The sequence below is a fragment of the Modestobacter roseus genome (genome assembly GCF_007994135.1).
Taxonomy (GTDB): domain Bacteria; phylum Actinomycetota; class Actinomycetes; order Mycobacteriales; family Geodermatophilaceae; genus Modestobacter; species Modestobacter roseus.
The window spans coordinates 2,323,633-2,347,540 of the sequence record NZ_VLKF01000001.1 but is presented as its reverse complement, the minus strand read 5'-3'; the positions used below and the strand labels follow the sequence as shown (position 1 = coordinate 2,347,540).

Genomic DNA, 23,908 nt, shown 5'->3' with positions numbered 1-23,908 from the left:
GCACCGGGCACGATGACGGGGTGGACGGCAGGGACGCGCTGGACGAGGTCGCCGAGGAGCTCTACGGCGTCCCCCCGGAGGAGTTCGTCGCCGCCCGCACGGCCGCCCGGGACCGGGCCCGCGCCGCGGGGGACAAGCAGCTGGCCCGGGACGTGGCCGTGCTGCCGAAGCCGACGACGGCGGCCTGGGTCTGCAACCTGCTCAGCCGCCGCGCGCCGGCGGAGGTCGCCCAGCTGACCGAGCTCGGCGAGCTGCTGCGCGCGGCGCAGGAGGGGCTCGCCGGCGATCAGCTCCGCGAGCTGGGCCGCCAGCGGAACCAGGTGGTGGCCGCCCTGACCCGGCAGGCGCGGGCGATCGCGCACCGGGAGGGGCACGACGTCAGCTCCGCCGTCGCCGAGCAGGTCGAGGCCACGCTGCGCGCGGCGGTCGCCGACCCGGACGCCGGGTCGGCGCTGCAGGCCGGCCGGCTCACCACGGCGCTGTCCTACACCGGCCTGGGCCCGGTCGACCTCTCCGCCGCGGTCGCCGCCCCCGCGCGCCCGCCGCGCAGCTCGCCGTCGGCGGCGCCCGCCGACGACACCGACGACCTTGCGGACGCCCGCGAGCGGGCCCGTCAGGAGGCGGCCGAGCGCCGGGCCCGCGAACTGGCGCAGGCGGAGCGGGACGCCGAGGAGGCCGCCGCCGTCGCCCGGGACGCCGCCGCAGCCACCGCGGACGCCGAGCGGGAGCTCACCGAGGCCACCGACCGGCACGAGCAGCTGCGGGAGCGGGTCGAGGAGCTCACCGCCGCGCTGCACCAGGCCGAGCAGGAGGCGCTCGCCGCGGGCCGCACCCTCCCCGACCGCGAGCGGCGCCGCGACGCGGCGGCCCGGCGCGCGGCCACCGCGACCGCCATCGCCGACCGGGCCCGGGACCGGGTGACCCGGCTGCGCGACGAGGACGACTGACGGTTCAGTGCACGTCCGGTTCGGGCGCGCGGCGGGCCCGCTTCCGCAGGTACAGGTCGGCGTCGGCCCGGTTCAGCAGGGCGGTCAGCGAGTCGCCGTCCTCCCGGACCGCCGTCCCCACCGACCAGGTGGTCGCCGCGTCGTGCCTCAGCCGGGCCAGGATCTCCGCCGCGCCGAGCAGGTCGGTGTCGGGCAGGCACAGCACGAACTCGTCGCCGCCGTACCGGCCCAGCAGGTCCGACGTCCGCAGCCGGCCGGACCAGGTCCGTGCCAGCCGCCGCAGCAGCGCGTCGCCGGCGTCGTGGCCGTCCCGGTCGTTGACCTCCTTGAACCCGTCCAGGTCGAGCACGGCCAGGGTCAGCGGGGCCCCGGTGCGGTGTGCCCGCGCCAGCGTGCGGGCCGTCTCGGCCTGCCAGGCCCGCCGGTTGGCCAGGCCGGTGAGCGGGTCGGTGGCGGCGATCGCCCGCAGCCGGCCGCTCAGCTGGGCCTGGGACTCGGTCAACGCCACCGCGGTGACCATCGCGATCAGCCAGGGCACGGCGAACCCGCCGGGGGTCGCGGCCACGGCCCCGGTCGTCACCAGCGCCACGGTGGTGGACACGTGGGCGCGCGTGGCGCGCAGCGAGGTGAAGTGCGCGGCGTAGGAGCCCAGGGCGATGACCATCGGACCCAGCCCGACCACCCCGACGGCGGTCGCGGACTGCCAGGCCAGCAGCGCGGTGGCTGCCGTGAGGAACACCAGGGCGGCGTGCACCACGACGGCGGTGACCCGGGAGGCGGCCGCCCACAGCGCCGACCCGAGCAGCACCCCGGTGACCCCGAGCGCGGCGTTCAGCGTCGTCGGTGCCGCGGGCGACAGCGGCCGCACGGCCGCCGCCAGGCAGAAGGCCCCGCCGACCAGGAACAGCGCGGCCAGCAGCACCACCCGGACCGGTCGCCCCCGCAGCACCGTTCCCCCGTCCATGAACGGGGACTGTCGACCAGCGCGGCCGGAACGGCAAGAGGGCGGGCACGTGTCCTCACCCGGACAAGGCAGCCGTCCTACGGTGTGGACGGTTCTCCCGCCCCGGCACACCCGCCCTTCCGTGCAGCGGAAGAGGTCGGTGGACGGCGGTGGTGCCGGGTGGCAGAACCGTTCCGACCGCTCATCGACGAGACGAGGACTCCCATGGCACTGCTCGACAAGGGCGAATGGCGCGGCAAGATCTGGACCGGTTCCTGGACCGACGGCAGCGGCGGCACCTACACCGCGGTCGAGCCGGCCACCGGCGCCGAGCTCGGTGAGGTCGGCCAGGCGACCCCGGCCGACGTGGAGAAGGCCGGCGCCCGCGCGGCGCAGGCCCAGCGCGAGTGGGCGGCGCTGCCGTTCGAGCAGCGGGCAGCCGTGCTGCGCAAGGCCGGTGACCTGCTCACCGAGCACGCCGCCGAGATCAAGGAGTGGCTGGCCCGGGAGTCCGGCGCCATCCAGCCCTTCGGCGACTTCCAGGTGCACACCACGGCGCAGGAGTGCTACGAGGCCTCCGCCCTGCCCAGCCACCCCTACGGCGAGCTGCTGCGCAGCGGGTCGCCCCGGCTGTCGTTCGCCCGCCGGGTGCCCGCCGGCGTGGTGGGCGTGATCGCGCCGTTCAACGTGCCCACCATCCTCGCGATCCGGGCGATCGCCCCCGCGCTGGCACTGGGCAACGCCGTCGTCCTCAAGCCCGACCCGCGGACGGCGATCTGCGGCGGCGCCGTCTTCGCGCGGGTCTTCGAGGAGGCCGGGCTGCCGGCCGGGGTGTTCCAGGTGCTGCCCGGCGGGGCCGACGTCGGCCAGGCGCTGGTCACCGACCCGGCGGTTCGGGTCATCGCGTTCACCGGCTCGACCAAGGCCGGCCGCGCGGTCGGTGCGCTGGCCGGCCAGCACCTCAAGCGGGCCCACCTGGAGCTGGGCGGCAACTCCGCGCTCATCGTCATGGGCGACGTCGACGTGACCGCGGCCGCCTCGGTCGGCGCGTGGGGCACGTTCGCCCACTCCGGTCAGATCTGCATGGCCACCAGCCGGCACCTGGTGCACGAGTCGATCGCCGAGGAGTACACCGCGATCCTGACCAGCAAGGTCGAGAACCTCCCGGTGGGCGACACCTGGCGCGAGCAGGTGGCGCTCGGCCCGCTGATCGACGCCGGCCAGCGCGACCGGGTGCACGGGCTGGTCACGGCCAGCGTCGACAGCGGCGCGACGGTGCGCACCGGCGGCACCTACGAGGGGCTGTTCTACCGCCCGACGGTGCTCGGCGGCGTGCCGGTCGACTCCCCGGCCTACCAGGAGGAGATCTTCGGTCCGGTCGCCCCGGTGACGGCGTTCTCCTCCCTCGACGAGGTCGCGGAGCTGGCCGCGGGCACCGAGTACGGGCTGAGCCTGGGCATCCTGACCCGCGACGTCTACGCCGGGCTGCAGCTGGCCGAGCGGATCCCCTCGGGGCTGGTGCACATCAACGACCAGACCGTGAACGACGAGGCGGTGGCGCCCTTCGGCGGGGTGGGGGCCTCGGGCACCGGCTCCCGGCACGGCGGCCCGCAGGCCAACATCGAGGCGTTCACCGAGACCCAGTGGGTCACCGTGCGGGGCGACCTGCCGGCCTACCCGTTCTGAGCCGACTACGACGACGGCCCGGTCACCGCAGCAGCGGTGACCGGGCCGTCGACGGCTCAGCCGATGGGCTCAGGCATGGGGTTCAGGCGGTGGAGCTCAGGCGGACTCGCGCCCGGTGACGTCGACCGGCTCACCGGTGTGCCGCTTGCCGCCGGTCTTGGAGACCTCGAAGTCCGGGCCCAGGTGCTCCAGCGCCAACCGGCCGTAGACCTGCTGCTGGGTGCCCACCCGCTGCGAACGGCCGCGGCCCAGGAAGCTGACCGCCCAGTGGACGACGGTGCTGAACCGGTTCTTGAAGCCCACCTGGTACATCAGGTGCACGACCAGCCACAGCACCCAGGCGATGAACCCGCCGAACTGGAACTTCCACGTGTCGGCGACCGCGTGGAACCGCGAGATCGTCGCCATGCTGCCCTTGTCGAAGTAGTGGAACTCCGGCTTCGTGGGCCGGCCGGCGACCCGGGCGGCGACGGCCTCGGCGGCGAACCGGCCACCCTGGATGGCCACCTGGGCCACCCCCGGCAGGCGGTTGAGCGACATCATGTCGCCGACCACGTGCACCTCGGGGTGCCCGGGCAGGCTCAGGTCCGGCTGCACGGAGATCCGGCCGGCGCGGTCGACCTCGGCGCCGGACTGCTCGCCCAGCAGCTTGCCCAGCGGGCTGGCCTGCACGCCGGCGGCCCAGATCTTGGTGGCCGCGTTGATCCGGCGCTCGTGCCCGTCGCCGTCCTTCACCACGATGCCGTCGGCGTCGACGTTGGTGACCATCGCGCCCAGCTGGACCTCGACGCCGATCTCGTTGAGCTGCTTGTGCGCCTTCTGGCTCAGCTTGTCGACGAACGGCGGCAGCACCTTGGGCGCTGCGTCGAGCAGGATGACCCGCGCGCTGGTCGGGTCGATCCGGCGGAAGTCGTGCCGCAGGGTGCGGCGGGCGAGCTCGGCGATCTGGCCGGCCATCTCCACGCCGGTCGGCCCGGCGCCCACGACGACGAAGGTCAGCAGCCGGTCGATCTCGGCCGGGTCGGTGGCCAGCTCGGCCAGCTCGAAGGCGCCGAAGATCCGGCCGCGCAGCTCCAGCGCGTCGTCGATGCTCTTCATGCCCGGGGCGAACTCGGCGAACTGGTCGTTGCCGAAGTACGACTGGCCGGCGCCGGCGGCGACGATCAGCTCGTCGTAGGCGTGCACCGTGGTGCGGCCCAGGACGGTCGAGGTGACGGTCTTCGCGGCCAGGTCGATGTCGGTGACCTCACCGAGCACCACGCGGGCGTTGTCCTGGTTCTTCAGGATCTCCCGGGTGGGCGGGGCGATCTCACCCTCGGAGAGGATGCCGGTGGCCACTTGGTAGAGCAACGGCTGGAAGAGGTGGTGCGTGGTCTTCCCGATGAGCGTGACGTCGACGGGCGCCTTCTTCAGGCGCTGGGCGGCGAAGAGACCGCCGAACCCGGACCCGACGATGACGACGCGGGGTCGCTGTCCGGTGGACGGGGTTGCGGTGGTCACACTGCCTCCTGATGTCGTCATGATGACTCATCCTCCCACTGCGCTGATGCTGCCGATCGGCACCCCACTCCGGGGTGCCCCTGCCGGGGCATCCGAGGGCTCACCAGGGTGAGCAGCGGGGGCGTCCCGGGTGTTCCGCGGACCGGCGTGGTCTGGGTCCCTGGTCTGGGACTGGACCGCCGGTCCTCGGCGCGGGTGCGCGGCCGCATCGGCGGGGCCGTCGTGCACCTGCCCGGCCTGGGCCGGCGGGAAACGGTACCGCCTGCACCGGTGCTGGCCGCGCGGCTCGCCGCCGAGCTGCCCGCGGGGCGCGTCGTCCTGGTGGGCCACTCGCAGAGCTGCGGCGTCGTCGCCGCCCTCGCCGAGCACGACCCGCGGGTGGCCGGGGTGCTGCTGCTGGGCCCCACGCCCGACCCGCGGACGCGGCGGCTGCGGGTGCTCGCCGGCCGGTGGGCGCGCACCGCGGTGCACGAGCCGTGGTGGCAGGTGCCGCTGCTGCTCGCCCAGTGGGCGACCACCGGTCCGGTCCGGATGTCGGCGCTGTGGCGGCGGACGTCGGGGGAGCGGCTGGACGGGCGGCTGCGCCGGGTGCGGGTGCCCGTCGTCGTCCTGCGCGGCAGCCACGACGCGCTCTGCCCGCACGACTGGGCCCGGCAGCTGGCCGCGGCCGCGCCGCACGGCCGGCTGGTGGAGCTGCCGGGGGCGGCGCACATGACCCCGCAGACCCACCCGGACGAGGTGGCCGCGGTCGTGGCCGACCTCGTCCGGCAGGTGTCCTGAGCGGTCAGGCAGCCACGGCGTCGCGCGCCCGGGCGCTGACGGCACCGGCGGTGGCCGCGGCCCGGGCGAGAGCCCGGTTCTCCGCCGCCGCGAGCTTCGCGCCCTTCCGGGCGGCCTTCCGGCTGCCCTGGTGCGCGGCCTTGCCCATCGCACGCTTCCCCGGGGCGCGGCGGGCGCGCCGGCGAGCGGCTGCCCGGTCGGACCGGCCGGTGAGGGCCTCGGTGAGCAGGCCCAGGCCGATGCCGAGCATCCACACGTCCTTGGCGATGGTCAGCCCGTCCTGGGTGGGGGCCACGCTGCCGGGCTTGGTCATGCCCGGGGTGCGCAGGTACAGCCCGACCAGGCCGCCGGAGAAGCCGGTCAGCGCGGCGCCGGCGACCGCGGTCGGCACGAACGGGGTCAGCAGCGCCGCGCCGATCGCGATCTCCGTGGTGGACAGCGCCTTGGCGAAGGTGGCGGGCTGGACCTTCTTCAGGAACGGGTAGGCGCCGGCCGCGAAGCCGTGCAGCCCGGCGGCGGTGCCGCCGTCGACGCTGCGCTTGCCCAGGCCGGAGTTGAGGATGAACGCGCCGGTGGCGATGCGGGGCGCGATCTCGGCGGGGGTGATGGGCAGGCGCATGGGGGACCTCACTGGCGACGGGGGATGCTGCAGTGCTCAACATCATCGTCGTCGTCCGGCGGCCCCTCCGCGACCGGGGGCCGGGAACGGGACGGGCCGGTGGGAGTCGTCCGTGCGGACGACCACCACCGGCCCGGAGCGATCAGCGGGCGGTCAGCGACCCGACCGGCCGCGTCCCCGACCGCCGCCGGACGGCGCCTGGCCGGCGCGGGCGGCCAGCTCGGCCCGGGTGCGCGCCGGGCCGCCGGGGCGGCCCTGCCCGCGGCCGCCGCCCGAGGCGGCCGACGACGCACCGGAGGCCCCGCCGCCACCGCTGCGCCGACGACGGCCACCGTTGGCGCCACCGCCACCGCCGCTGCCCTGGGGCTGCGGCTCGGGGGCCGGGGCCGGCTCGACGTAGGGCGCGGCCGGACCGGTCAGCGCGGTGATCTCCCGGGCGCCGGGCTTGATCGCGGTGACCTCCGGGGTGATCCCGGCCTGGCGGGCCAGGGTGCGCACCTCACCGGCCTGGTCGGGGGTGGCGATGGTGACCACCGTGCCGCCGGCACCGGCGCGGGCGGTACGGCCCGAGCGGTGCAGGTAGGCCTTGTGCTCGGCCGGCGGGTCGACGTGCACCACGATCGAGACGTCGTCGACGTGGATGCCGCGGGCGGCGATGTCGGTGGCGCAGAGCACCCGGATCTCGCCGGTGCTGAACGCCTCGAGGTTCCGCTCGCGGGCGTTCTGGCTCAGGTTGCCCTGCAGGTCCACGGCGGGCACGCCCGCGGCGGTGAGCTGCTTGGCCAGCTTCTTCGCCTGGTGCTTGGTGCGGGTGAACAGCACGCTGCGGCCCTCGCCGGAGGCGAGCTCCTTGACGATCTGCGGCTTGTCCGCGGCGTCGACCCGGAAGACGTGGTGGGTCATCGTCGAGACCGGGGCGACGGCGGGGTCGACCGAGTGCGTGACCGGGCTGGTCAGGTAGCGCTTGACCAGCACGTCGACGCCGTTGTCCAGGGTCGCGGAGAACAGCAGCCGCTGGCCGACCTTCGGCGTCCGGTCCAGCAGGCGCTTGACGCCGGGCAGGAAGCCCAGGTCGGCCATGTGGTCGGCCTCGTCGAGGATGGTGACCTCGACCGCGCCCAGGTCCGCGTGGCCCTGGCCGATCAGGTCCTCCAGCCGGCCGGGGCAGGCGATGAGCACGTCGATGCCGCCGGCCAGCGCCTGCACCTGCGGGTTCTGGCCCACGCCGCCGAAGACGACGGTGGTCTTCAGGCCGAGCGCGCGGGCCAGCGGCTCGACGGTGGCGTTGACCTGGTTGGCGAGCTCCCGGGTCGGCACGAGGATCAGCGCGCGCGGCCGCTTGGGCTGGCGGCGGCTGCTCGAGGTGGCCAGCCGGGCCACCAGCGGGATGGCGAAGGCGAGGGTCTTGCCCGAGCCGGTGCGGCCGCGGCCGAGCACGTCCCGGCCGGCCAGCGAGTCGGGCAGCGTGGCCACCTGGATCGGGAACGGCGAGGTCAGCCCGCTCTGGGTGAGCACCTCGACCAGCGGCGCGGGGACGCCGAGGTCGGCCCAGGTGCTGTCCGTCGGGAGCACGGTGGCGTCGGCGCCGGCCGGGACGACGACCGGCGCCGCGGCGGCCGGCGCGGCCTGCTGCTCGGCCGGACGGGGACCGGTGCCGCGGCCGCGGCCACCGCGACGGCGGCGGCTGGCCTCACCGTCGGGGCGGGAGGCTCCATCGGGGCGGGAGGCGGCCTCCGGACGGGACGGCGCGGCGGGGGCGGCCGGCGCGGCGGTGGGGGCGCTGCGGAAGGCGGGGGTGGCGGCCGTCCCGGTGGGGGCGGTCGCGGGGCGGGTGGCGCGACGGCGCGGGCGCTCGTCGTGGGCGGGGTTGGAGGTCATCGAGTTCCTCAACACTCAGGTGGCCACCGTTCGTCCACCCGGTGCGGGGCACCACGGGGGAGCCGCGTCGCATCGACGGGACCGGACGTCTGGTCGCCGGCGCGCCTCGGTGGCGCAGCCTCGCGCCGACGTCGAGTCCACTAGCTCTCGGATGAGCGGGGGCGGCGCCGGTGCGCCCCACTCTGCCAGACGCGCTCCGTCACCGGGTGGCCACGGAGGAGGGACTCGTCACATCGGGTGCGGGCCGCCCCTGTGGTCAGCGGTGGCGGCCGTGCACGAGTCGGAGCACCCGGGCCAGGGCGTCGGCGGCGCCGGCGGGCCGGCCGAAGCTCATGAAGTCCACCGGCAGCGGCGCCCGCTTGACGGTGACCGCCTTGGCCCGGGTGAACTCCCGCAGCCCGTCCTCGCCGTGGATCCGGCCGAAGCCGCTCTCCCCGACCCCGCCGAACGGCAGCGCCGGCACCGAGGCGAAGGTGAGCACGGCGTTGACCGAGGTCATCCCGCTGCGCATCCGGCGGGCCAGGTCCAGCCCGCGGTCCCGCGAGCCGCTGAACACCGACCCGCCCAGGCCCATGCTGCTGTCGTTGGCGCGGGTGAGCGCCTCCTCGGCGTCGGCGACCCGGGTGATGGTCAGCGTCGGGCCGAAGGTCTCCTCGCGCACCGCGGCCGAGGTCTCCGGTACGTCGAGCAGCACGGTGGGGGCGACGTAGCCGCCGTCCACGGTGCCGCCGGTGGCGACCGTGCCGCCGGCGGCGACCGCGTCGGCCAGGTGCCGGCGGACGACGTCGGTCTGCCCGGCCATGGTCATCGGCCCGTAGCTGGCGTCGGCGTCCGAGCCGGGCTGCAGCGCCTCGACCCGGGTGACGACCTCGGCGACGAACCGGTCGTGGACGGCGGCGGTGGCGTAGACCCGCTCGATGCCGATGCAGGTCTGCCCGGCGTTGCTCATCGCTCCCCAGACGGCGGCGTCCGCGGCGGCGGCCACGTCGGCGTCGTCGTCGACGATCATCGCGTCCTTGCCGCCGAGCTCCATGAGCACCGGGGTGAGCGTCTCGGCGCAGGCGGCCATCACCGTCCGGCCGGTCGGTGCGGAGCCGGTGAAGGCGAGCTTGCCGACGCCGGCGCGGCACAGCGCCGCCCCCGTCTCCCCGAGGCCGGTGACCACCTGCAGGGCGTCGGGGACGTCGGGTACGGCCGCCCGCCAGGCCTCGGCGAGCCAGGCGCCGACGGCGGGGGTGAACTCGCTGGGCTTGAACACCACGGCGTTGCCGGCGGCCAGCGCGTAGGCGATCGAGCCCATCGGGGTGAACACCGGGTAGTTCCACGGGCCGATCACCCCGACGACGCCGAGGGGCTGGTACTCCAGGTGCGCCGCGTGGTTGACCGCCAGCAGCCCCGGGTGCACCCGGCGCGGCCCCAGGGTCCGGCGGGCGTGCGCCCCGGCCCAGGCCAGGTGGTCGACGGCGAGGGCGATCTCCAGCACCGCGTCGGCCCGGGGCTTGCCGTTCTCCCGGTGCACCAGGTCGGCGAGCTCGTGCAGTCGGCGGGCCAGGTGGCCCCGGTAGGCGGCCAGCCGCAGCCGGCGTTCCCCGAAGCCGAGGGCGGCCCAGCGCTCGGCGGCGGTGCGCGCCCGGGCGACGGCCGCGTCGACGGCGGCCGTGTCGTGCACCGGGAAGACGCCGACCACGGTCCCGGTCGCCGGGTCACGTGACTCGAAGGTCCCCCCGGTGGGGGAGGGGGCGACCGTCCCGGCCGTCGCGCCCGTGGTGTCGCCCGTTCCCTCGCTGCGCAGCATGTGACGTAGGTTACCGGCGGGTGGGCGCCCAGGGGGTCGTCGCCCGAGGCGGTGGAGGCATCTCGCTGCCGGCCGTCACCGCTGTGCCTCACCGGCCGACAGGGGTCGACCGGCGGGCGGCGGGGGTGCAGAGGTGTCGCCGTGGTGGGCGCTGCCCCTAGAGTCGGCTGCCGTCGACCACGGGGACCGGCTGCGGCAGGAGAGCGGATGAGCGACGGAGGCGCACGGCGCGGGTCGGGCGACGCCTGGCCCGGGGGCCCGGCCGTCCGCCCGCAGACCCACGTGCTGATGTTCTCCGGGACCCACCTGGGTGAACCCGGGCTGGCGGTCCCCACCGGCGGGCTCATCGACGCCCTGTCCCGGGTGGGCGTCGGCGAGCACGCCGCGCGCTCCACGGTGAGCCGGATGATCCGGCGCGGCACCCTGGAGCGCCGCCGCCGGGGCAAGCGGATCCTGCTGTCGCCCACGCCGAGCGCCCGGGCGATGCTGGCCGAGGGTGGGGAACGGGCCTGGCGCTCGCCGGTGAACCGCACCTGGGACGGGCACTGGACGCTGCTGGGCTTCTCCCTGCCGGAGAGCCGCCGGGCCGACCGGCACCTGCTGCGGTCCCGGCTGCAGTGGGCCGGGTTCGGGATGCTGCAGAACGGGCTGTGGGTGGCCGCCGGCGACGTCGACGTCGCCGGGATGCTGCGGCAGCTGGACGTGCTGGACCACCTGCGGGTGTTCCGGGCGCAGGTCGCCGCGCCCACCGAGGTGGCCGAGCTGATCGAGGACGCCTGGGACGTCGCGGCGATCGCCCGCGGCTACGCCGACTTCCTCGCGCGCTGGGACACCCCCGACCCGTTGCCCGACGCCCCCGACGACCTGGCCCGTCAGCTGCGGTTGCTCGCCGAGTGGACGTTGCTCGCCCGGCACGACCCGGCGCTGCCGGTGGAGTACCTGCCCGCCGACTGGCCGGCCGTGCGGGCCGAGCACGTCGCGCTGCGGCTGCGCACCCGCTACGAGGCGGGCGCGCGGGTCATCGCCGACGGGCTGGTGGAGCGGCTGTCGGAGGCCGAGATCGCCGCGCCGGTCGTCGCGGACGCCGAGGACGAGCTGCCCGAGGGGGTCGGGGTGGCCGCGCTCTGACCCGCCGGAGGTCGCGGTCTCCTCACTGGGCAGTGCCGTTGACGTCCGCCACGAGAGTGAATAACGTCCGCGGTGGTGCGAGGAGGCTCCAGCAGCGCTCCCCGCCGATGGGCCGACGCGCTACGAGAGGACCCCCATGCAGCTGAACGGCAAGGTCGCCGTCGTCACCGGAGCCGGCCGCGGGCTCGGCCAGGCCTACGCCCGGGCGCTCGCCGCCGCGGGCGCCGCGGTGGTGGTCAACGACCTCGACGGGGAGCTCGCCGAGCAGACCGCCGAGGGCATCCGCGCCGCCGGCGGCCGGGCGGTCGCCGAGCACTCGGCCATCGGCTCGACCGAGGCCGCCGACGCGATCGTCGCGACGGCGGTCGGTGAGTTCGGCCGGCTCGACGTCATGGTCACCAACGCCGGCGTGCTGCGCGACCGCTCACTGCTGAAGATGGAGGACGCCGACTTCGACGTCGTCGTCGAGACGCACCTGCGGGGCACCTTCACCTGTGCCCGTGCGGCGGCCCGGCAGTTCAAGGAGCAGGGCGGCAACGGCCGGCTCATCCTGATCGGCTCCCCGGCCGGCCAGCGCGCCAGTTTCGGGCAGACCGGCTACACCGCCTCCAAGGCCGGCATCGTGGGTCTGGTGCGCACCTGGGCCGCCGAGCTCGAGCGCAGCGGCTCGACCGTCAACGCCGTCATCCCGGTCGCGCTGACCCGGATGGTCGCCACCATCCCGGGCATGGCCGAGCTGGTCGAGAAGGCCGACAAGGGCGAGCCGATCCCGGCCGACGTCCGCGCCGGTGGCCTCGGCACCGCCGACGACGTCGCCCCGCTGGTGGTCTTCCTCGCCTCCGACGACGCCGCCGGCGTCACCGGCCAGGCCATCGGCGTCGGCGGTGACCGGATCGCGATCTGGTCGCACCCGACCGAGGTCGCCGTCGAGAGCCGTGCGGGTGGCTGGAGCGCCGACGCGATCGCCGAGGTGTTCCCCACCGCGTTCCAGCCGCACCTGCAGCCGTTCAAGCCCGACACCGTTCCCGGCGCGCCCGAAGGGAAGTGACCGCATGACCGGCAACGTCGCCGGCAGCACCCCCGCGATGGACGTCGATGCGCTCGTCGCCATCGACGTGCACACCCACGTGCACCGCTCCGCCCGCGGCACCCGGCACACCGCCGAGGGCGAGGAGGGCATCGAGGCGCTGGGGGAGTACTTCGGCCAGGGCGGGATGCGCACCTTCACGGTGCCCGAGCTCGCCGACGAGTACCGGCAGCGGTCGATGGCCGCCGTCGTCTTCGGGGTGGACGACTGGTCCCGGACCGGTGACGACCCGGTGCCGGCCAACGAGGAGGTCGCCGAGCTCGCCGCCGAGCACGCCGACGTGCTCATCCCGTTCGCCAGCATCGACCCCGCCCGGGGCGCCGCCGGCGTCCGCCAGGCGCGGCGGCTGATCGACGACCACGGCGTCCGCGGCTTCAAGTTCCACCCGCAGGCGCAGGGCTTCTTCCCCAACGACCGGATGGCCTACCCGCTCTACGAGGTGATCGCCGAGGCCGGCCTGGTGGCGCTGTTCCACACCGGGCAGACCGGGGTGGGCGCCGGCACCCGGGGCGGGGGCGGGATCCGGCTGAAGTACGCCAACCCGATGGACGTCGACGACGTCGCCGTCGACTTCCCGGACCTGGACATCATCCTGGCCCACCCGTCCTTCCCCTGGCAGGACGAGGCGCTGGCGGTGGCCACGCACAAGCCCCGGGTGCACATCGACCTGTCCGGCTGGTCGCCGAAGTACTTCCCGCCGCAGCTGGTGCAGTACGCGAACTCGCTGCTGCAGGACAAGGTGCTGTTCGGCTCGGACTTCCCGGTGATCACCCCCGAGCGGTGGATGAAGGACTTCGACGCCCTCTCCATCAAGGAGACGGTGCGGCCGAAGATCCTCAAGGAGAACGCCGCCCGGCTGTTCGGGCTGCGTCCGGGCGCGGGCGGGACGCCGGCGTGAACGAGAGCTTCGCGACGATCCTGGAGACGGTCGGCGACGTCCGGCCCGACCGGCTCGCGGTCAGCCACGGCGACCGCACCCGCACCTGGGCCGAGCTCGACGAGCGGGCCGCCCGGCTCGCCGGGCACCTCGCGGCGCAGGGCGTCGGCCCGGAGTCCCGGGTCGCGATCGCGCTGTACAACGGCGTCGAGTACATCGAGAGCGTGTACGCGGTGCTCAAGCTGCGCGCGGTGCCGCTGAACGTGAACTACCGCTACCGCCGGGACGAGATCGTCGGCCTGCTGGACGACGCGCAGGCGGAGGCGGTGGTGTTCGACGCCACCCTGGCCGAGCGCATGGGCGAGGCCCGCCCGGACCTGCCGCGGCTGCGCACGCTGGTGCAGTTCGGCGGCGACGACGTGCCCGACTGGGCCGCCGGCTACGACGCGGCGCTGGCGGCCGCCGAGCCCGCGCCCCGGCAGGAGCGCGGCAACGACCACTGGCTGATGTACACCGGCGGCACCACCGGCCGGCCCAAGGGCGTGCTGTCCCGGCACTCCGGGCTCTACAACACGGTCTGCGCCAACGGGTTCCTGCTGCTCGGGGAGGTGCCCTTCCCGCAGACCCTCGACGAGCTGCGGGCCACCGTCGAGCGCCTCGGCGCCGACCGGGACGCCATGGTCTGCCTGCCGGCGCCGCCGCTCATGCACGCCACCGGGATGTACACGACCTTCGGTGCCCTGCTCGCCGGTGGCCGGGTGGTCTACCTGCCCTCGCGGTCCTACGACCCCGACGAGCTCGCCGCCACGGTCGAGCGGGAGCGGGTGGACACCGTCTCCATCGTCGGCGACGTCTTCGCCCGGCCGCTGGCCCAGGCGCTCGACCGGGCCGAGGCCGAGGGACGGTCCTACGACCTGTCCAGCCTGCGCCGGATCATCAGCGTCGGGGTCACCTGGAGCGCCGACGTCAAGGAGCGCCTGCTGCACCACGCCGACATCGTGTGCCGCGACCTGGTCGCCTCCTCCGAGGGCGGGCCGTACGCGGTCATCGAGACCCGGCGGGGCGAGCCGACCGAGACCGCCCGCTTCCGGCTGGTGCCCGGCGCGCGGGTCATCGACGAGCAGGGACGCGACGTCGAACCCGGCTCCGGTCAGGTCGGCATGCTCGCCGCCCCGGTCGACGAGCACATCCGCTACCAGGGCGACGACGCCGCGACCGCGGCCACCTTCCGCGAGCTCGGCGGCCGGCGCTGGGTGGTCCCCGGCGACATGGCCAGCCTGGACGCCGACGGCACCGTCGTCTTCCACGGCCGCGGCAGCCGGGTGATCAACACCGGCGGCGAGAAGGTGTTCGCCGAGGAGGTCGAGCAGCTGCTGCTCACCCACCCCGCGGTGCGCGACGCGATGGTCGTCGGTGCGCCCGACGAGCGCTGGGGCTCGCGGATCGTCGCCGTCGTCGCGCTGCACCCCGGTGCGGAGCTGACCGAGGCCGAGGCCCGTGCCCACGTCGGCGAGCGGCTGGCCGACCACAAGCGGCCGCGAGAACTCGTCGTCGTCGACGAGTTGCGGCGCAGCCCGTCGGGCAAGGCAGACCTGCGGTGGGCCAGCTCCGTCGCCACCGGCACGGACCGGCCCTGAACCACCACCCCACCCCGAGGAGAGACCCATGAGCAGCCCCATCACCGTCGACGGCGTCGAGGGCGTCAAGAGCCTGGCCGGCCAGGACCTGGGCGTCAGCGACTGGGTGGAGATCACCCAGGAGATGGTCAACACCTTCGCCGACGCCACCGGCGACCACCAGTGGATCCACGTCGACCCCGAGCGGGCGAAGAAGGAGAGCCCGTTCGGCGGGCCGATCGCGCACGGGTACCTCACCCTGTCGCTCACCCCGATGTTCCTGCCGCAGCTGATGACCATCACCGGCTTCTCGATGGGCGTCAACTACGGCACCGAGAAGGTCCGCTTCCCCTCCCCGGTGCCGGTGGGCAGCAAGCTCCGCGCCCGCGCCGTCGTCGACCAGGTCACCGACGTCCCCGGCGGGGTGCAGATGCAGACCACGCTGACCTTCGAGGTCGAGGGCGGCACCAAGCCGGCCTGCGTGGCGACGATCGTCGTCCGCCAGTACGTGTGAGCGCCGGGGCGGCGCCGGCCGCGCGGGCCGGCGCTGCCCCGGAGGCACTCGCCCCCGAGGAGCTCGCCGAGCTGCGCGGCACGGTCGCGGGGGCGCTGCGCGCCGTCTGGGAACGGCCGCAGACCGCCGGTGAGCCGGACGCCGGCGACGCCCGGCTGGCCGCGGCGTGGCAGGTCGCCGTACGGCAGGGCTGGACCGAGCTGGGCGCGGCCGGCGCGCTGGACGCGCTGCTCGCCGTGACCGCGGAGCTGGGCCGGCTGGCCTGCCCGCTGCCGCTCGCCGACGCCCACCTGGCCGCCGAGCTGTTCGCCGAGCACGACGACGTGGTGGCCGCCATCGGCGAGGGCGCCGTCCGGCCGGTGGTCGTGCCGGCCGTCTCCGGCACGGTCCGGTTCGTCGACGGCGCGGGCGCGGCCACACACCTGCTGCTCCTCCCCGAGGGGGCGGGCGAGGCGGTGCTCGCCCCCGTCACCGGCGTCCGGCCCACCCCCGGCACGCCCGTCCCGGCCTGGGCCGACGTCGACTGGACCGCCGACGGCGCCGTGCGCGCACCGGTGGACGCGGCGGCCGCCGAGCGGGCGCAGGTGCTGCTGCGGCTGGCGCTGGCCACCCGGGCGTTCGGCGCGGCCGCCCGGGCGGCGGAGCTGGCGCTGGAGCACGCCTCGCTGCGGCACCAGTTCGGCCGGCCGATCGCGTCGTTCCAGGCGGTCTCGCACCGCTGCGTCGACGGCGCCATCGACCTCGCGGCCTTCGACGCGCTGCGCACCGAGGCAACCCGGCTGGCGCTGGCCGGAGACGCCGGGTGGCTGCTGGCCACCGAGCTCGCCGTCGCGCACGCGGTCGAGGCGGCGCCCCGGGTGCAGTTCGGCGCGCACCACACGCTCGCCGCCACCGGCTACTTCGAGGAGCACGAGGCGCCCTGGCTGTTCCGCCGGGTGCACGCCGACGTCACCCGGGTGGCTCTCTTCGTCCCGGCCGCGGGCGAGCCCGCCGACCTGCTGCTGGAGACCGGTGCCCGGCTGCCCACCCCGTACCTGGGCGAGGCGGCCGAGGCGGCGCGCGCGGAGGTGCGGGCGTTCCTGGCCAAGTCGGTGCCGCCCGGCCTCACCGGGGAGGACCCCGCGCTGGTGGAGCTGCTCGCCGACGCGCGGTACCTGGCGCCCGGGCTGCCCGTCGAGCACGGCGGGCGCGGCGCCGGCGCCGCCGAGCAGGTGGCCATCGGGGAAGAGCTCACCTACGCCGGGCTGGCGCCCGAGGCCCGGGTGGCGGCCGGGATGCTCGGCCCGACGATCGACCGGCTCGGCACCCCGGCGCAGCGCGCGCAGCTGCTGCCGCTGATCAGCCGAGGCCGGATGCCGTTCTACCTGGGCTACTCCGAGCCGGAGACCGGCTCGGACCTCGCGCACCTGCGCACCACCGCGGTGCGCGACGGCGACGACTGGGTGGTCACCGGGCAGAAGATGTGGGGCACCGGCGCGCACCTGGCCGAGTGGACCTGGCTGGCCGCGCGCACCGACCCCGCGGCGCAGGCGCACGCGGGCATCACCGTCTTCTGCTTCCCGACCGGGCTGCCCGGCTGGAGCCTGCAGCAGCACCGGTCGCTGGCCGGTGGCGTCTCCTGCACCACCTTCTTCGACGAGGTGCGGGTGCCCGACTCGGCCCGGATCGGGGAGACGAACCAGGGCTGGCGGGTGCTCACCGAGGCGCTGGCGCACGAGCGGATCGTCATCGCGTCGGGCACCGCCGCGCTGCTGCGGCTGTTCGAGGACCTGGTCGACGCGCTGCGCGCCGATCCCGATCGCGCCGGCCCGCGCGGCTCGGCCGCGCGCGCAACGCTCACCTCGCTCGCCGTCCGGCTGCAGGCCGCCCGGGCCCTGGTCGCCACGAGTGCCCGGGACGCGCTCGGCGACGGCGGCAGCGTCGCCACCGCGCCGATGGCGAAGATCGTGGGCAGCGAGCTGGAGGAGGAGTTCGGCGAGGCGGTGCTGCGGCTGCTCGGCCCGGCCGCCGCGCTCGCCGACGGCCCGAACGCCGGGTCGCCGGAGACCTTCGAGACGGCGCTGCGCTACTCGATCATGTCGGTGGTGGCCGGCGGGACGAACGACATCCAGCGCAACCTGGTGGCCCGGGCGCTGGGGCTGCCCCGCTGACGCTCAGTGCAGGAGGCCGCCGCCGTCGCAGACGATGGTCTGGCCGGTGATCATCCGGGCGTCGGCGCCGGCCAGGAACGAGACCAGGCCGGCGAGGTCGTCGGGCTGCACCCGGCGGCGGATCGCCTGCTGGGCCATGGTCCGGTCGAAGTCGTCCTCCGAGTTGTACTGCTCGGTGCCGGGGGTGGCGACCTGCCCGGGCATGACCGCGTTCACGGTGACGCCGTGCTCGCCGAGCTCACGGGCCAGCACCCGGGTCATGCCGAGCACCGCCCCCTTGCTGGCGACGTAGGCGAGCTGCCCCGGGCCGCCGGTGAAGAAGGTGCGGGAGGCGACGTTCACCACGCAGCCCCGGTCGCTGGCGGTGAGGTGCGGGTGTGCGGCCTGGGTGGCGAGCGCGTACCCGACCGCGTTGACGGTCAGGAAGCGCAGCAGCTCCTGCTTGGAGCTCTCCGTGTAGGGGCGCCGCGGGGAGATCAGGCCGGCGTTGTTGACCAGGACGTCGATGCCGCCGTGCTGCCCGGCGATCGCGGTCATCGCCGCGTCGAGCTGGTCGGGCTCGGTGACGTCGCACTCGGTGTACCCGGCGGCCAGATCGGTGTCGTCGGGCGGGATGACGTCGAGCACCGCCACCGCGTGCCCGTCGGCGCGCAGGCGGGCTGCGATCGCTGCGCCCAGCCCGCGGCTGCCCCCGGTCACCACCGCCGTCGTCGTCGCTGTCGCCATGCCGTGGACGCTACCGGCGACGGGTCGCCGTCGGACGTCGTGACCCCGTTCAGTGGAAGGCCGAATCAGCGCCCTGACCTGCTAATTCATCTCGCACGTGTCGGTGATCCGCGGTAGACTTCGTACACACGTTCGAATGCGTCGGGAGGTGGCCGTGGGCGAGTTGCAGTCGGCTCTCGACGCGCTCGCGGCCGATGACCTGCACGCGTTCGGCGATGGTGGGGTGCTGGAGCGGACGGCGTTGCTGGTGGCGGCGCGGAACCGGCTGGATGCGGAGCTGACCCGCACGGTGCGGCACGCGAAGCTGGCCCAGGCCGCCGAGCGTGACGGGCTGAAGAGCATGCGGTCGTGGTTGATCGGGCACGTGCGGTTGTCGGCGGGGGAGGCCGACCGGATCGGCCGGTCGGGGCGGGTGCTGGAGTCCTTCCCGGTGCTGGCGGCAGGGTTCGCCGCCGGTGAGGTGAGCGCGACGCAGGTGAACGTGATCGCGGAGAAGGTCGGCTCCGCTGAGGTGGCGGAGGCTGCGGAGCAGGGCATCGACCTGGGCGTGTTCGACACCGCATGGGCGCGGGTGGCGGCCGAGTCGCCGCATGCGTCGCTGGTGCAGGCGGTCCAGGCCTTCGACGATGCCCTCGACCCCGACGGACCGGAGCCCGACCCCACCGAGGGGCGGCGGCTGGTCATCGTCACGCACGCCGACGGCAGCATCAGCGGCCACTTCGACCTGGACGCCGCCGGTGGGGAGAAGGTGAAGGCCGGGCTGGAGTCCCACGTGCAGGCCGACCGGCCCAAGGGTGACACCCGCACCCGGCCCCAGCAGCAGGCCGATGCGTTCGTGCAGGTGTTCGACAACGCGCTGGCCTCCGGCAACCTCCCGACGCTGCGGACGGTGAAGCCGCACGTCGTCGTCGGGATCGACCTGGAGGACCTCGTCGACGAGGCGACCGGCCGCGGTGCCGCCGACCTGGGGTTCGGCGCGACGATCTCCGCCGCGCGGGCCCGCTACCTGGCCTGCGACGGCAGCATCTCCCGAATCGTGATGGGGCCGGACGGCACCCCGCTGGACCTGGGCCGGGACCACCGGGTGGTGACGCCGGGTCTGCGCAAGGCAGTGGAGCGTCGCGACAAGTCCTGCGTGTTCACCGGCTGCGGTGCACCGACCTGGTGGTGCGACGTGCACCATTCGGCCATCCCCAGGGGCCCGCGGCGAGCTTGCGAGTCGTGGGGAGGGGGTGGTCCTTTGACACACGAAGGTCCATCACGGGTTCCGGGTCGAGCGACAACCCGACGGGCAGTGGCGCACCTGGCGCCCCGACGGCACCGAGATCCTGATCGGCCCGCTCATCGAGTAGACCTGCTGGGGGCAGGTCACCCCTCCATCGGCTCGGCCTCGCGCCCGGTCGACCCATCGACGACGGTGCGGTCGCCCAGCGGCTCGTCCAGCAGCACGGTCACCGAGTCCTGGCAGGCGTCGCTGGGGTCCCGCTTCGTCGCGACGACGGTGACGGTCACCCGGTCATCGGCGTGGAGTACCTCGGTCTCCGGGTCGCCGTTGCAGGTTGGCAACCAGACCTGGAGCACGTCCCCGTCGGTCGACCACCCCACGATCGGTTGCGGTCCGCGCTCCTCGTCCGACGAGCACGCGGTCAGCACGGCGATCGCGGCCAGCGTGGTGAGACACCTCCGCGACGTCTGCTCCATCCGCATCGTGTGAGCCTCTCACCTGGAACGCCTCGCGCAGGCGCCGCGGAGATCAAGCGCCCGACCTGCGTACACCGTGCGTCGGGACGAGGATGTCCGCATGGACGTGAGCGACGCCCGAGCCCGTCTGCTGCTGGAGCATCGAGCGCACATCCTCGACGCTTACGAGCGCGCGTTGCGCGACCGGTTCACCGTGCTCCGGCTGGTCGGTGAAGCCGAGGACGACGATGCGGCGCGGAGGGCGTTGGCGGGTGCGTTCGGGTGGAACGAAGATGCGGCAACCGCGGTGCTGGGGCTCCCGATCCGGCACGTCACACGGTCCGGCCGAGCGCGCATCTCGCAAGAGCTGGAGCACGCTCGCCGGTCACTGGCGTCCCTTGCATGAAGCGGCAGCGACGGGGTCCGTGTCGCCACTGACCCTGGTTCGGCTGCGTCGCGCCGATCGAACCGGCCGGCCAGTGGGAAGCTCGGCGGGTGCCCGAGCCTGCTGAGCTGCAGCGGCGGGTCCTCGCCGCCTGGACCGATTCCCCGGCCCGCTTCCGGGAGGACGCCAACGCCGAGGAGGACCTGGTCCGCGGCGGCTACCGGGACCGGCTGCTGGTCGAGCTCGCGCAGAACGCCGCCGACGCCGCCGCCCGCGCCGGCGTCCCCGGCCGGCTGCAGCTGAGCCTGGAGAGCGGCACCCTCACCGCGGCCAACACCGGTGCCCCGCTCGACGACGACGGCGTCCAGGCACTTGCCAGCCTGCGCGCCTCCGCCAAGCGCGACGGCACCGGCGTCGGCCGGTTCGGCGTCGGGTTCGCCGCGGTCCTCGCGGTCACCGACGAGCCCGCCGTCCTCTCCACCGGCCGGTCGGTGCGGTTCAGCGCCGCCGCCACCCGGGACGCGGTCGCCGCCGTCCCCGCCCTGGCCGACGAGCTGGGCCGCCGCGACGGGGCCGTCCCCGTGCTCCGGCTGCCCTTCGACGCGGCGGGCGAGGTGCCCGACGGCTTCGCCACCGCCGTCGTCCTGCCGCTGCGCCCCGGCGCCGGCGACGTCGTCCGCGCCGCGCTGCGCGGCCTCGACGCCACCCTGCTGCTCGGTCTGCCCGCGCTCACGGAGATCGAGGTGGTCGTCGACGGCGCCGTCCGCGTGCACACCCGGTCCGGCGACGGCGACCGGGTGGAGCTCACCGCCGACGGGGTTCGCACCACCTGGGCCGTGGTCACCCGCACCGGCGAGCTGCCCGCCGAGCTGTTCGCCGACCGTCCCGTGGAGGAGCGCGACCGCCGCGGCTACACGGTCACCTGCGCCGTCCCGCTGGACGACGACGGCGCCCCCACCCGGCTGCCCGGCCGCCAGGTGCTGCACGCCCCCACCCCCAGCGACGAGCTGCTCTCGCTGCCCGTGCGGCTCATCGCGCCGTTCCCGCTCGCCCCCGACCGCCGGCACGTCGCCCCCGGGCCGCTCACCGACGCCCTCGTCGCGGTGCTGGCGCAGGCGTACACCGACCTGCTCACCGAGCTCCCCACGGAACCAGCGCTGCTTTACCTCGTGCCCACGGCGAACCTGGCCGCCACCGAGCTGGACGCCGCGCTCTGCCGGGCGGTGCTCGACCGGCTCAGCCGCGCGGCGTGGCTGCCGGCTGCCGACCCGGAGGAGCCGCCGCTGCGCCCGGACCGCGCGGTCGCCCTGCACGACCCGACACCCGAGCGGGTCGCGGCGCTGGCCGGTGTGCTGCCCGGGCTCCTGCCGGCTGATTGGTCCCGGCGCACCGACGGGCCGGTGCTCACCGCGCTGGGCGTGCGGCGCGCCGGCCTGGCCGAGGTGGTCGAGGCCGTCCGCGGCGTGCAGCGCCCGGGGGAGTGGTGGGCCGCGCTCTACACCGCGCTGGCCGACGCCGACCGGGAGGAGCTCGCCGCGCTGCCGGTGCCGCTCGCGGACGGCCGCACCGCCCAGTCGCCGGCCGGAGTGCTGCTGCCCAGCCCCGACCTGCCCACCCAGCGGCTCGCGCCGCTGGGGTTGCGGATCGCCGACCCCGCCGCGACCACCGGCCGGGCCGGGCAGGTGCTGGAACGGCTCGGTGCACGTCCGGCAACCGCGGCCGCCGTGATCGCCGACCCCGCCGTCGCCGCGGCTGCCCGGACCTCGCTGGACCGCGCCGACGACGGCGAGGACGTCGCCCCGCTGGCCGACGCCGTCCTCGCGCTGGTCGCCGCGGCCGGACCGGGTGAGCACCCGGAGCTGGCCGAGCTCGCGCTGCCCGACGACGATGGCGGCTGGGCGCCGGCGGGGGAGCTGGTGCTGCCCGGCTCACCGCTGGCCGCCGTCCTCGAACGGGGCTCGCTGGGGACCCTGGACAGGGCGTTCGCCCGCCGGCACGACCGCGCCGCGCTGGTCGCCGTCGGCGTGCTCGACGGGTTCGCCACCGTGCGCGCCGAGCACCCCGACGACCTCGACGTCGACCGCGCCGAGGAATGGGCCGATGCGGTGCTCGACCGGCTGCCCGCCGACGCACCGCCACCGGACTGGCCGGGGCTGACCGCCGTCCGGGACCTCGAGTTGGTCCGCGACTGGCCTCGCGCCCTGCCGCTGCTGGCCGCCCTCCCGGCCGAGGCGCGGGCCGACGTGCAGCTGGACGGGGTCACCGTGCCGGGCTACCTGCGGTGGTGGCTGCGGACGTCGCCGGTGCTGGGCGGGCAGCGGCCCGACCGGCTGCGACACCCGGACGGCACGGAGTTACAGGGACTGTACGAACCCGTCCCCGAGCTGGTCCCGGGCGTGCTCGAGCTGCTCGCCCCGCCGCGCACGGTGGCCGACGTGCTCGCCGACGTCGACGACGCGCTCGACCTCCTGGACCGGCTCGGCGACCCCCGGCGGACCGTCGTCCCGGCGGTGCTCCGCACGGTCTACGCCCAGCTGGCCGCCGCGCTGGAGGGAGTGGACGTCGACCCGCCGGAGCGGGTGCGGGTGGGGCCGCGGCAGGTCAGCGACGACGCCGTCGTCCTGGACGCGCCGTGGTTACAGCCACTGGTCGATCGTGCGCTCGTGCCCGCGGGCGGGGCTCCCGGTGCGGTGGCCGACCTGCTGGACCTGCCGCTGGCCTCCGAGCTCGCCGGGCGGGCGCGCGTGACCAGCCGGCCGGTGCGCACGCTGCCGTGGTCGGAGGTGCCCGGGGCCGAGCTGGCCGCCGCCCGGCTGGGCCTGGCCGAGCTGGACGGGCTTGTCGCGGTGCACGCCGAGGTCGCCGTCACCGGTGGGCGCACCGTCTCCTGGTGGCCGGGCGACCCGGACGCCGTCGACGGCACCCCCGCGGCCTTCGGCCGGGCGCTGGCCTGGCGGGCCGGGGCGTGGCCGTTGCGGGCGGCGTTGACCGAGGCGTTCGCCCACCCGCAGCGGTCCGCCGACCTCGCGGTGGAGGACGCCCTGTAGTCCGGCCCCTCGCAGGCTCGCCCCGAGCCTGCGAGGGGTGAGCCGCTGGACGGGGTCCTTCGTCAGAACCAGCGCGGCGCGGCCTGCGCCCCGGGCGCGTGCCCGTGCCGGCTGTCGGCGCGGCCCGCGGACGCCGCCGGCCGGCCCCCACCCCGCGGGGCGCGCTCCTGCGCCAGCCACGCGGTGTGCAGCGACAGCCAGTGCGCGGCGGTCAGCGCCGAGGCCCGAGCGGTCGGCGGCAACCCCTCGGCGTGCAGCCAGCGGACCCCGGCGGTGCCGGGCAGCTGGCTGCGCAGCGCCGCACCGAGCACGGGCTGCCGGCCGTTGCCGGGGGAGGCGAGCACCGCGTGCACCAGGCGGTCGAAGCCCGCGTGCGCCTCCTCGGGGAGCTGGGCGCGCGCCTCGGCGGCGGGGCCGACGGGGGCAGGGGTGGGTCGTGACATGGGGTGCCTCCGGGAGAGGGCGACGGGCAGCCCGCGACGTCCGGCGGGCAGGCCGGGGAACGGGGAGTGCGGTGCGGCCGGTCGGGGACGGCCGGCGGCGGGCTGCG

Annotated in this window: 19 protein-coding genes; 12 read left to right on the top strand and 7 right to left on the bottom strand. The window is 75.7% G+C overall.

From position 1 onward, the window contains the following. The first annotated feature begins 20 nt into the window (after positions 1-20). Positions 21-947: a hypothetical protein gene (locus JD78_RS11145; protein WP_153357721.1), complete on the top strand. Its 927-nt coding sequence runs from the start codon at positions 21-23 to the stop codon at positions 945-947. A 4-nt stretch (positions 948-951) separates the two neighbouring features. Here JD78_RS11145 and JD78_RS11140 read toward each other — a convergent pair whose 3' ends face one another. After that, on the bottom strand, positions 952-1,911 hold the full coding sequence (locus JD78_RS11140) for a GGDEF domain-containing protein (protein WP_153357723.1): 960 nt from the start codon (positions 1,909-1,911) through the stop codon (positions 952-954). 204 nt (positions 1,912-2,115) lie between these two features. Between JD78_RS11140 and JD78_RS11135 the strand changes: the two genes are divergently transcribed. After that, a complete protein-coding gene (locus JD78_RS11135) occupies positions 2,116-3,576 on the top strand; it encodes a benzaldehyde dehydrogenase (protein WP_153357726.1) in 1,461 nt (486 codons plus the stop codon). 96 nt (positions 3,577-3,672) lie between these two features. Here JD78_RS11135 and JD78_RS11130 read toward each other — a convergent pair whose 3' ends face one another. Next, positions 3,673-5,076 carry an NAD(P)/FAD-dependent oxidoreductase gene (locus JD78_RS11130; protein WP_228394968.1) on the bottom strand — a complete coding sequence of 468 codons (1,404 nt, stop codon included), beginning with the start codon at positions 5,074-5,076 and terminating at the stop codon, positions 3,673-3,675. Between the two features lie 147 nt (positions 5,077-5,223). Here JD78_RS11130 and JD78_RS11125 point away from each other — a divergent pair, with 147 nt between their 5' ends. Next, on the top strand, positions 5,224-5,856 hold the full coding sequence (locus JD78_RS11125; protein ID WP_166521136.1) for an alpha/beta fold hydrolase: 633 nt from the start codon (positions 5,224-5,226) through the stop codon (positions 5,854-5,856). Positions 5,857-5,860: 4 nt separating this feature from the next. On the opposite strand, the gene JD78_RS11120 is transcribed toward JD78_RS11125, so the two are convergent. The 3 genes from JD78_RS11120 to JD78_RS11110 form a co-directional block, all read right to left on the bottom strand. Then, complete coding sequence (locus tag JD78_RS11120) at positions 5,861-6,475, bottom strand: hypothetical protein (protein ID WP_153357734.1); 615 nt, start codon at positions 6,473-6,475, stop codon at positions 5,861-5,863. Between the two features lie 153 nt (positions 6,476-6,628). Next, on the bottom strand, positions 6,629-8,353 hold the full coding sequence (locus JD78_RS11115) for a DEAD/DEAH box helicase (RefSeq protein ID WP_153357737.1): 1,725 nt from the start codon (positions 8,351-8,353) through the stop codon (positions 6,629-6,631). A 256-nt stretch (positions 8,354-8,609) separates the two neighbouring features. Continuing rightward, a complete protein-coding gene (locus JD78_RS11110) occupies positions 8,610-10,148 on the bottom strand; it encodes an aldehyde dehydrogenase family protein (protein ID WP_153357740.1) in 1,539 nt (512 codons plus the stop codon). 207 nt (positions 10,149-10,355) lie between these two features. Here JD78_RS11110 and JD78_RS11105 point away from each other — a divergent pair, with 207 nt between their 5' ends. From JD78_RS11105 to JD78_RS11080, 6 genes are all read left to right on the top strand, one after another. After that, complete coding sequence (locus JD78_RS11105) at positions 10,356-11,276, top strand: PaaX family transcriptional regulator (RefSeq protein ID WP_153357743.1); 921 nt, start codon at positions 10,356-10,358, stop codon at positions 11,274-11,276. 136 nt (positions 11,277-11,412) lie between these two features. Continuing rightward, positions 11,413-12,324 (top strand): SDR family NAD(P)-dependent oxidoreductase, encoded by a 912-nt coding sequence (locus JD78_RS11100; RefSeq protein ID WP_153357746.1) that lies wholly within the window; start codon positions 11,413-11,415, stop codon positions 12,322-12,324. A gap of 4 nt (positions 12,325-12,328) precedes the next feature. Then, positions 12,329-13,261 (top strand): amidohydrolase family protein, encoded by a 933-nt coding sequence (locus JD78_RS11095; RefSeq protein WP_279526839.1) that lies wholly within the window; start codon positions 12,329-12,331, stop codon positions 13,259-13,261. After that, a complete protein-coding gene (locus JD78_RS11090; protein ID WP_153357749.1) occupies positions 13,258-14,877 on the top strand; it encodes an AMP-binding protein in 1,620 nt (539 codons plus the stop codon). The genes JD78_RS11095 and JD78_RS11090 overlap by 4 nt, the downstream gene beginning before the upstream one ends. A gap of 28 nt (positions 14,878-14,905) precedes the next feature. After that, positions 14,906-15,370: a MaoC family dehydratase gene (locus tag JD78_RS11085; RefSeq protein WP_153357751.1), complete on the top strand. Its 465-nt coding sequence runs from the start codon at positions 14,906-14,908 to the stop codon at positions 15,368-15,370. Continuing rightward, the gene (locus tag JD78_RS11080; RefSeq protein ID WP_153357754.1) at positions 15,367-17,520 is read left to right on the top strand and encodes an acyl-CoA dehydrogenase family protein; all 2,154 of its coding nucleotides are present in this window, start codon (positions 15,367-15,369) and stop codon (positions 17,518-17,520) included. The genes JD78_RS11085 and JD78_RS11080 overlap by 4 nt, the downstream gene beginning before the upstream one ends. 3 nt (positions 17,521-17,523) lie before the next feature. On the opposite strand, the gene JD78_RS11075 is transcribed toward JD78_RS11080, so the two are convergent. After that, positions 17,524-18,246 (bottom strand): SDR family NAD(P)-dependent oxidoreductase, encoded by a 723-nt coding sequence (locus JD78_RS11075; RefSeq protein ID WP_153357758.1) that lies wholly within the window; start codon positions 18,244-18,246, stop codon positions 17,524-17,526. Positions 18,247-18,400: 154 nt separating this feature from the next. Between JD78_RS11075 and JD78_RS11070 the strand changes: the two genes are divergently transcribed. The 3 genes from JD78_RS11070 (at position 18,401) to JD78_RS11055 (ending at position 23,358) form a co-directional block, all read left to right on the top strand. Next, on the top strand, positions 18,401-19,960 hold the full coding sequence (locus JD78_RS11070; protein ID WP_323368781.1) for a DUF222 domain-containing protein: 1,560 nt from the start codon (positions 18,401-18,403) through the stop codon (positions 19,958-19,960). A gap of 87 nt (positions 19,961-20,047) precedes the next feature. Continuing rightward, entirely contained in the window at positions 20,048-20,332 is a 285-nt protein-coding gene (locus tag JD78_RS11060) for a hypothetical protein (RefSeq protein WP_153357763.1), read from the top strand. 89 nt (positions 20,333-20,421) lie between these two features. Then, positions 20,422-23,358 (top strand): sacsin N-terminal ATP-binding-like domain-containing protein, encoded by a 2,937-nt coding sequence (locus JD78_RS11055; protein ID WP_166521135.1) that lies wholly within the window; start codon positions 20,422-20,424, stop codon positions 23,356-23,358. Between the two features lie 62 nt (positions 23,359-23,420). Here JD78_RS11055 and JD78_RS11050 read toward each other — a convergent pair whose 3' ends face one another. Next, entirely contained in the window at positions 23,421-23,801 is a 381-nt protein-coding gene (locus JD78_RS11050; protein WP_153357769.1) for a hypothetical protein, read from the bottom strand. Between the last annotated feature and the right edge of the window lie 107 nt (positions 23,802-23,908).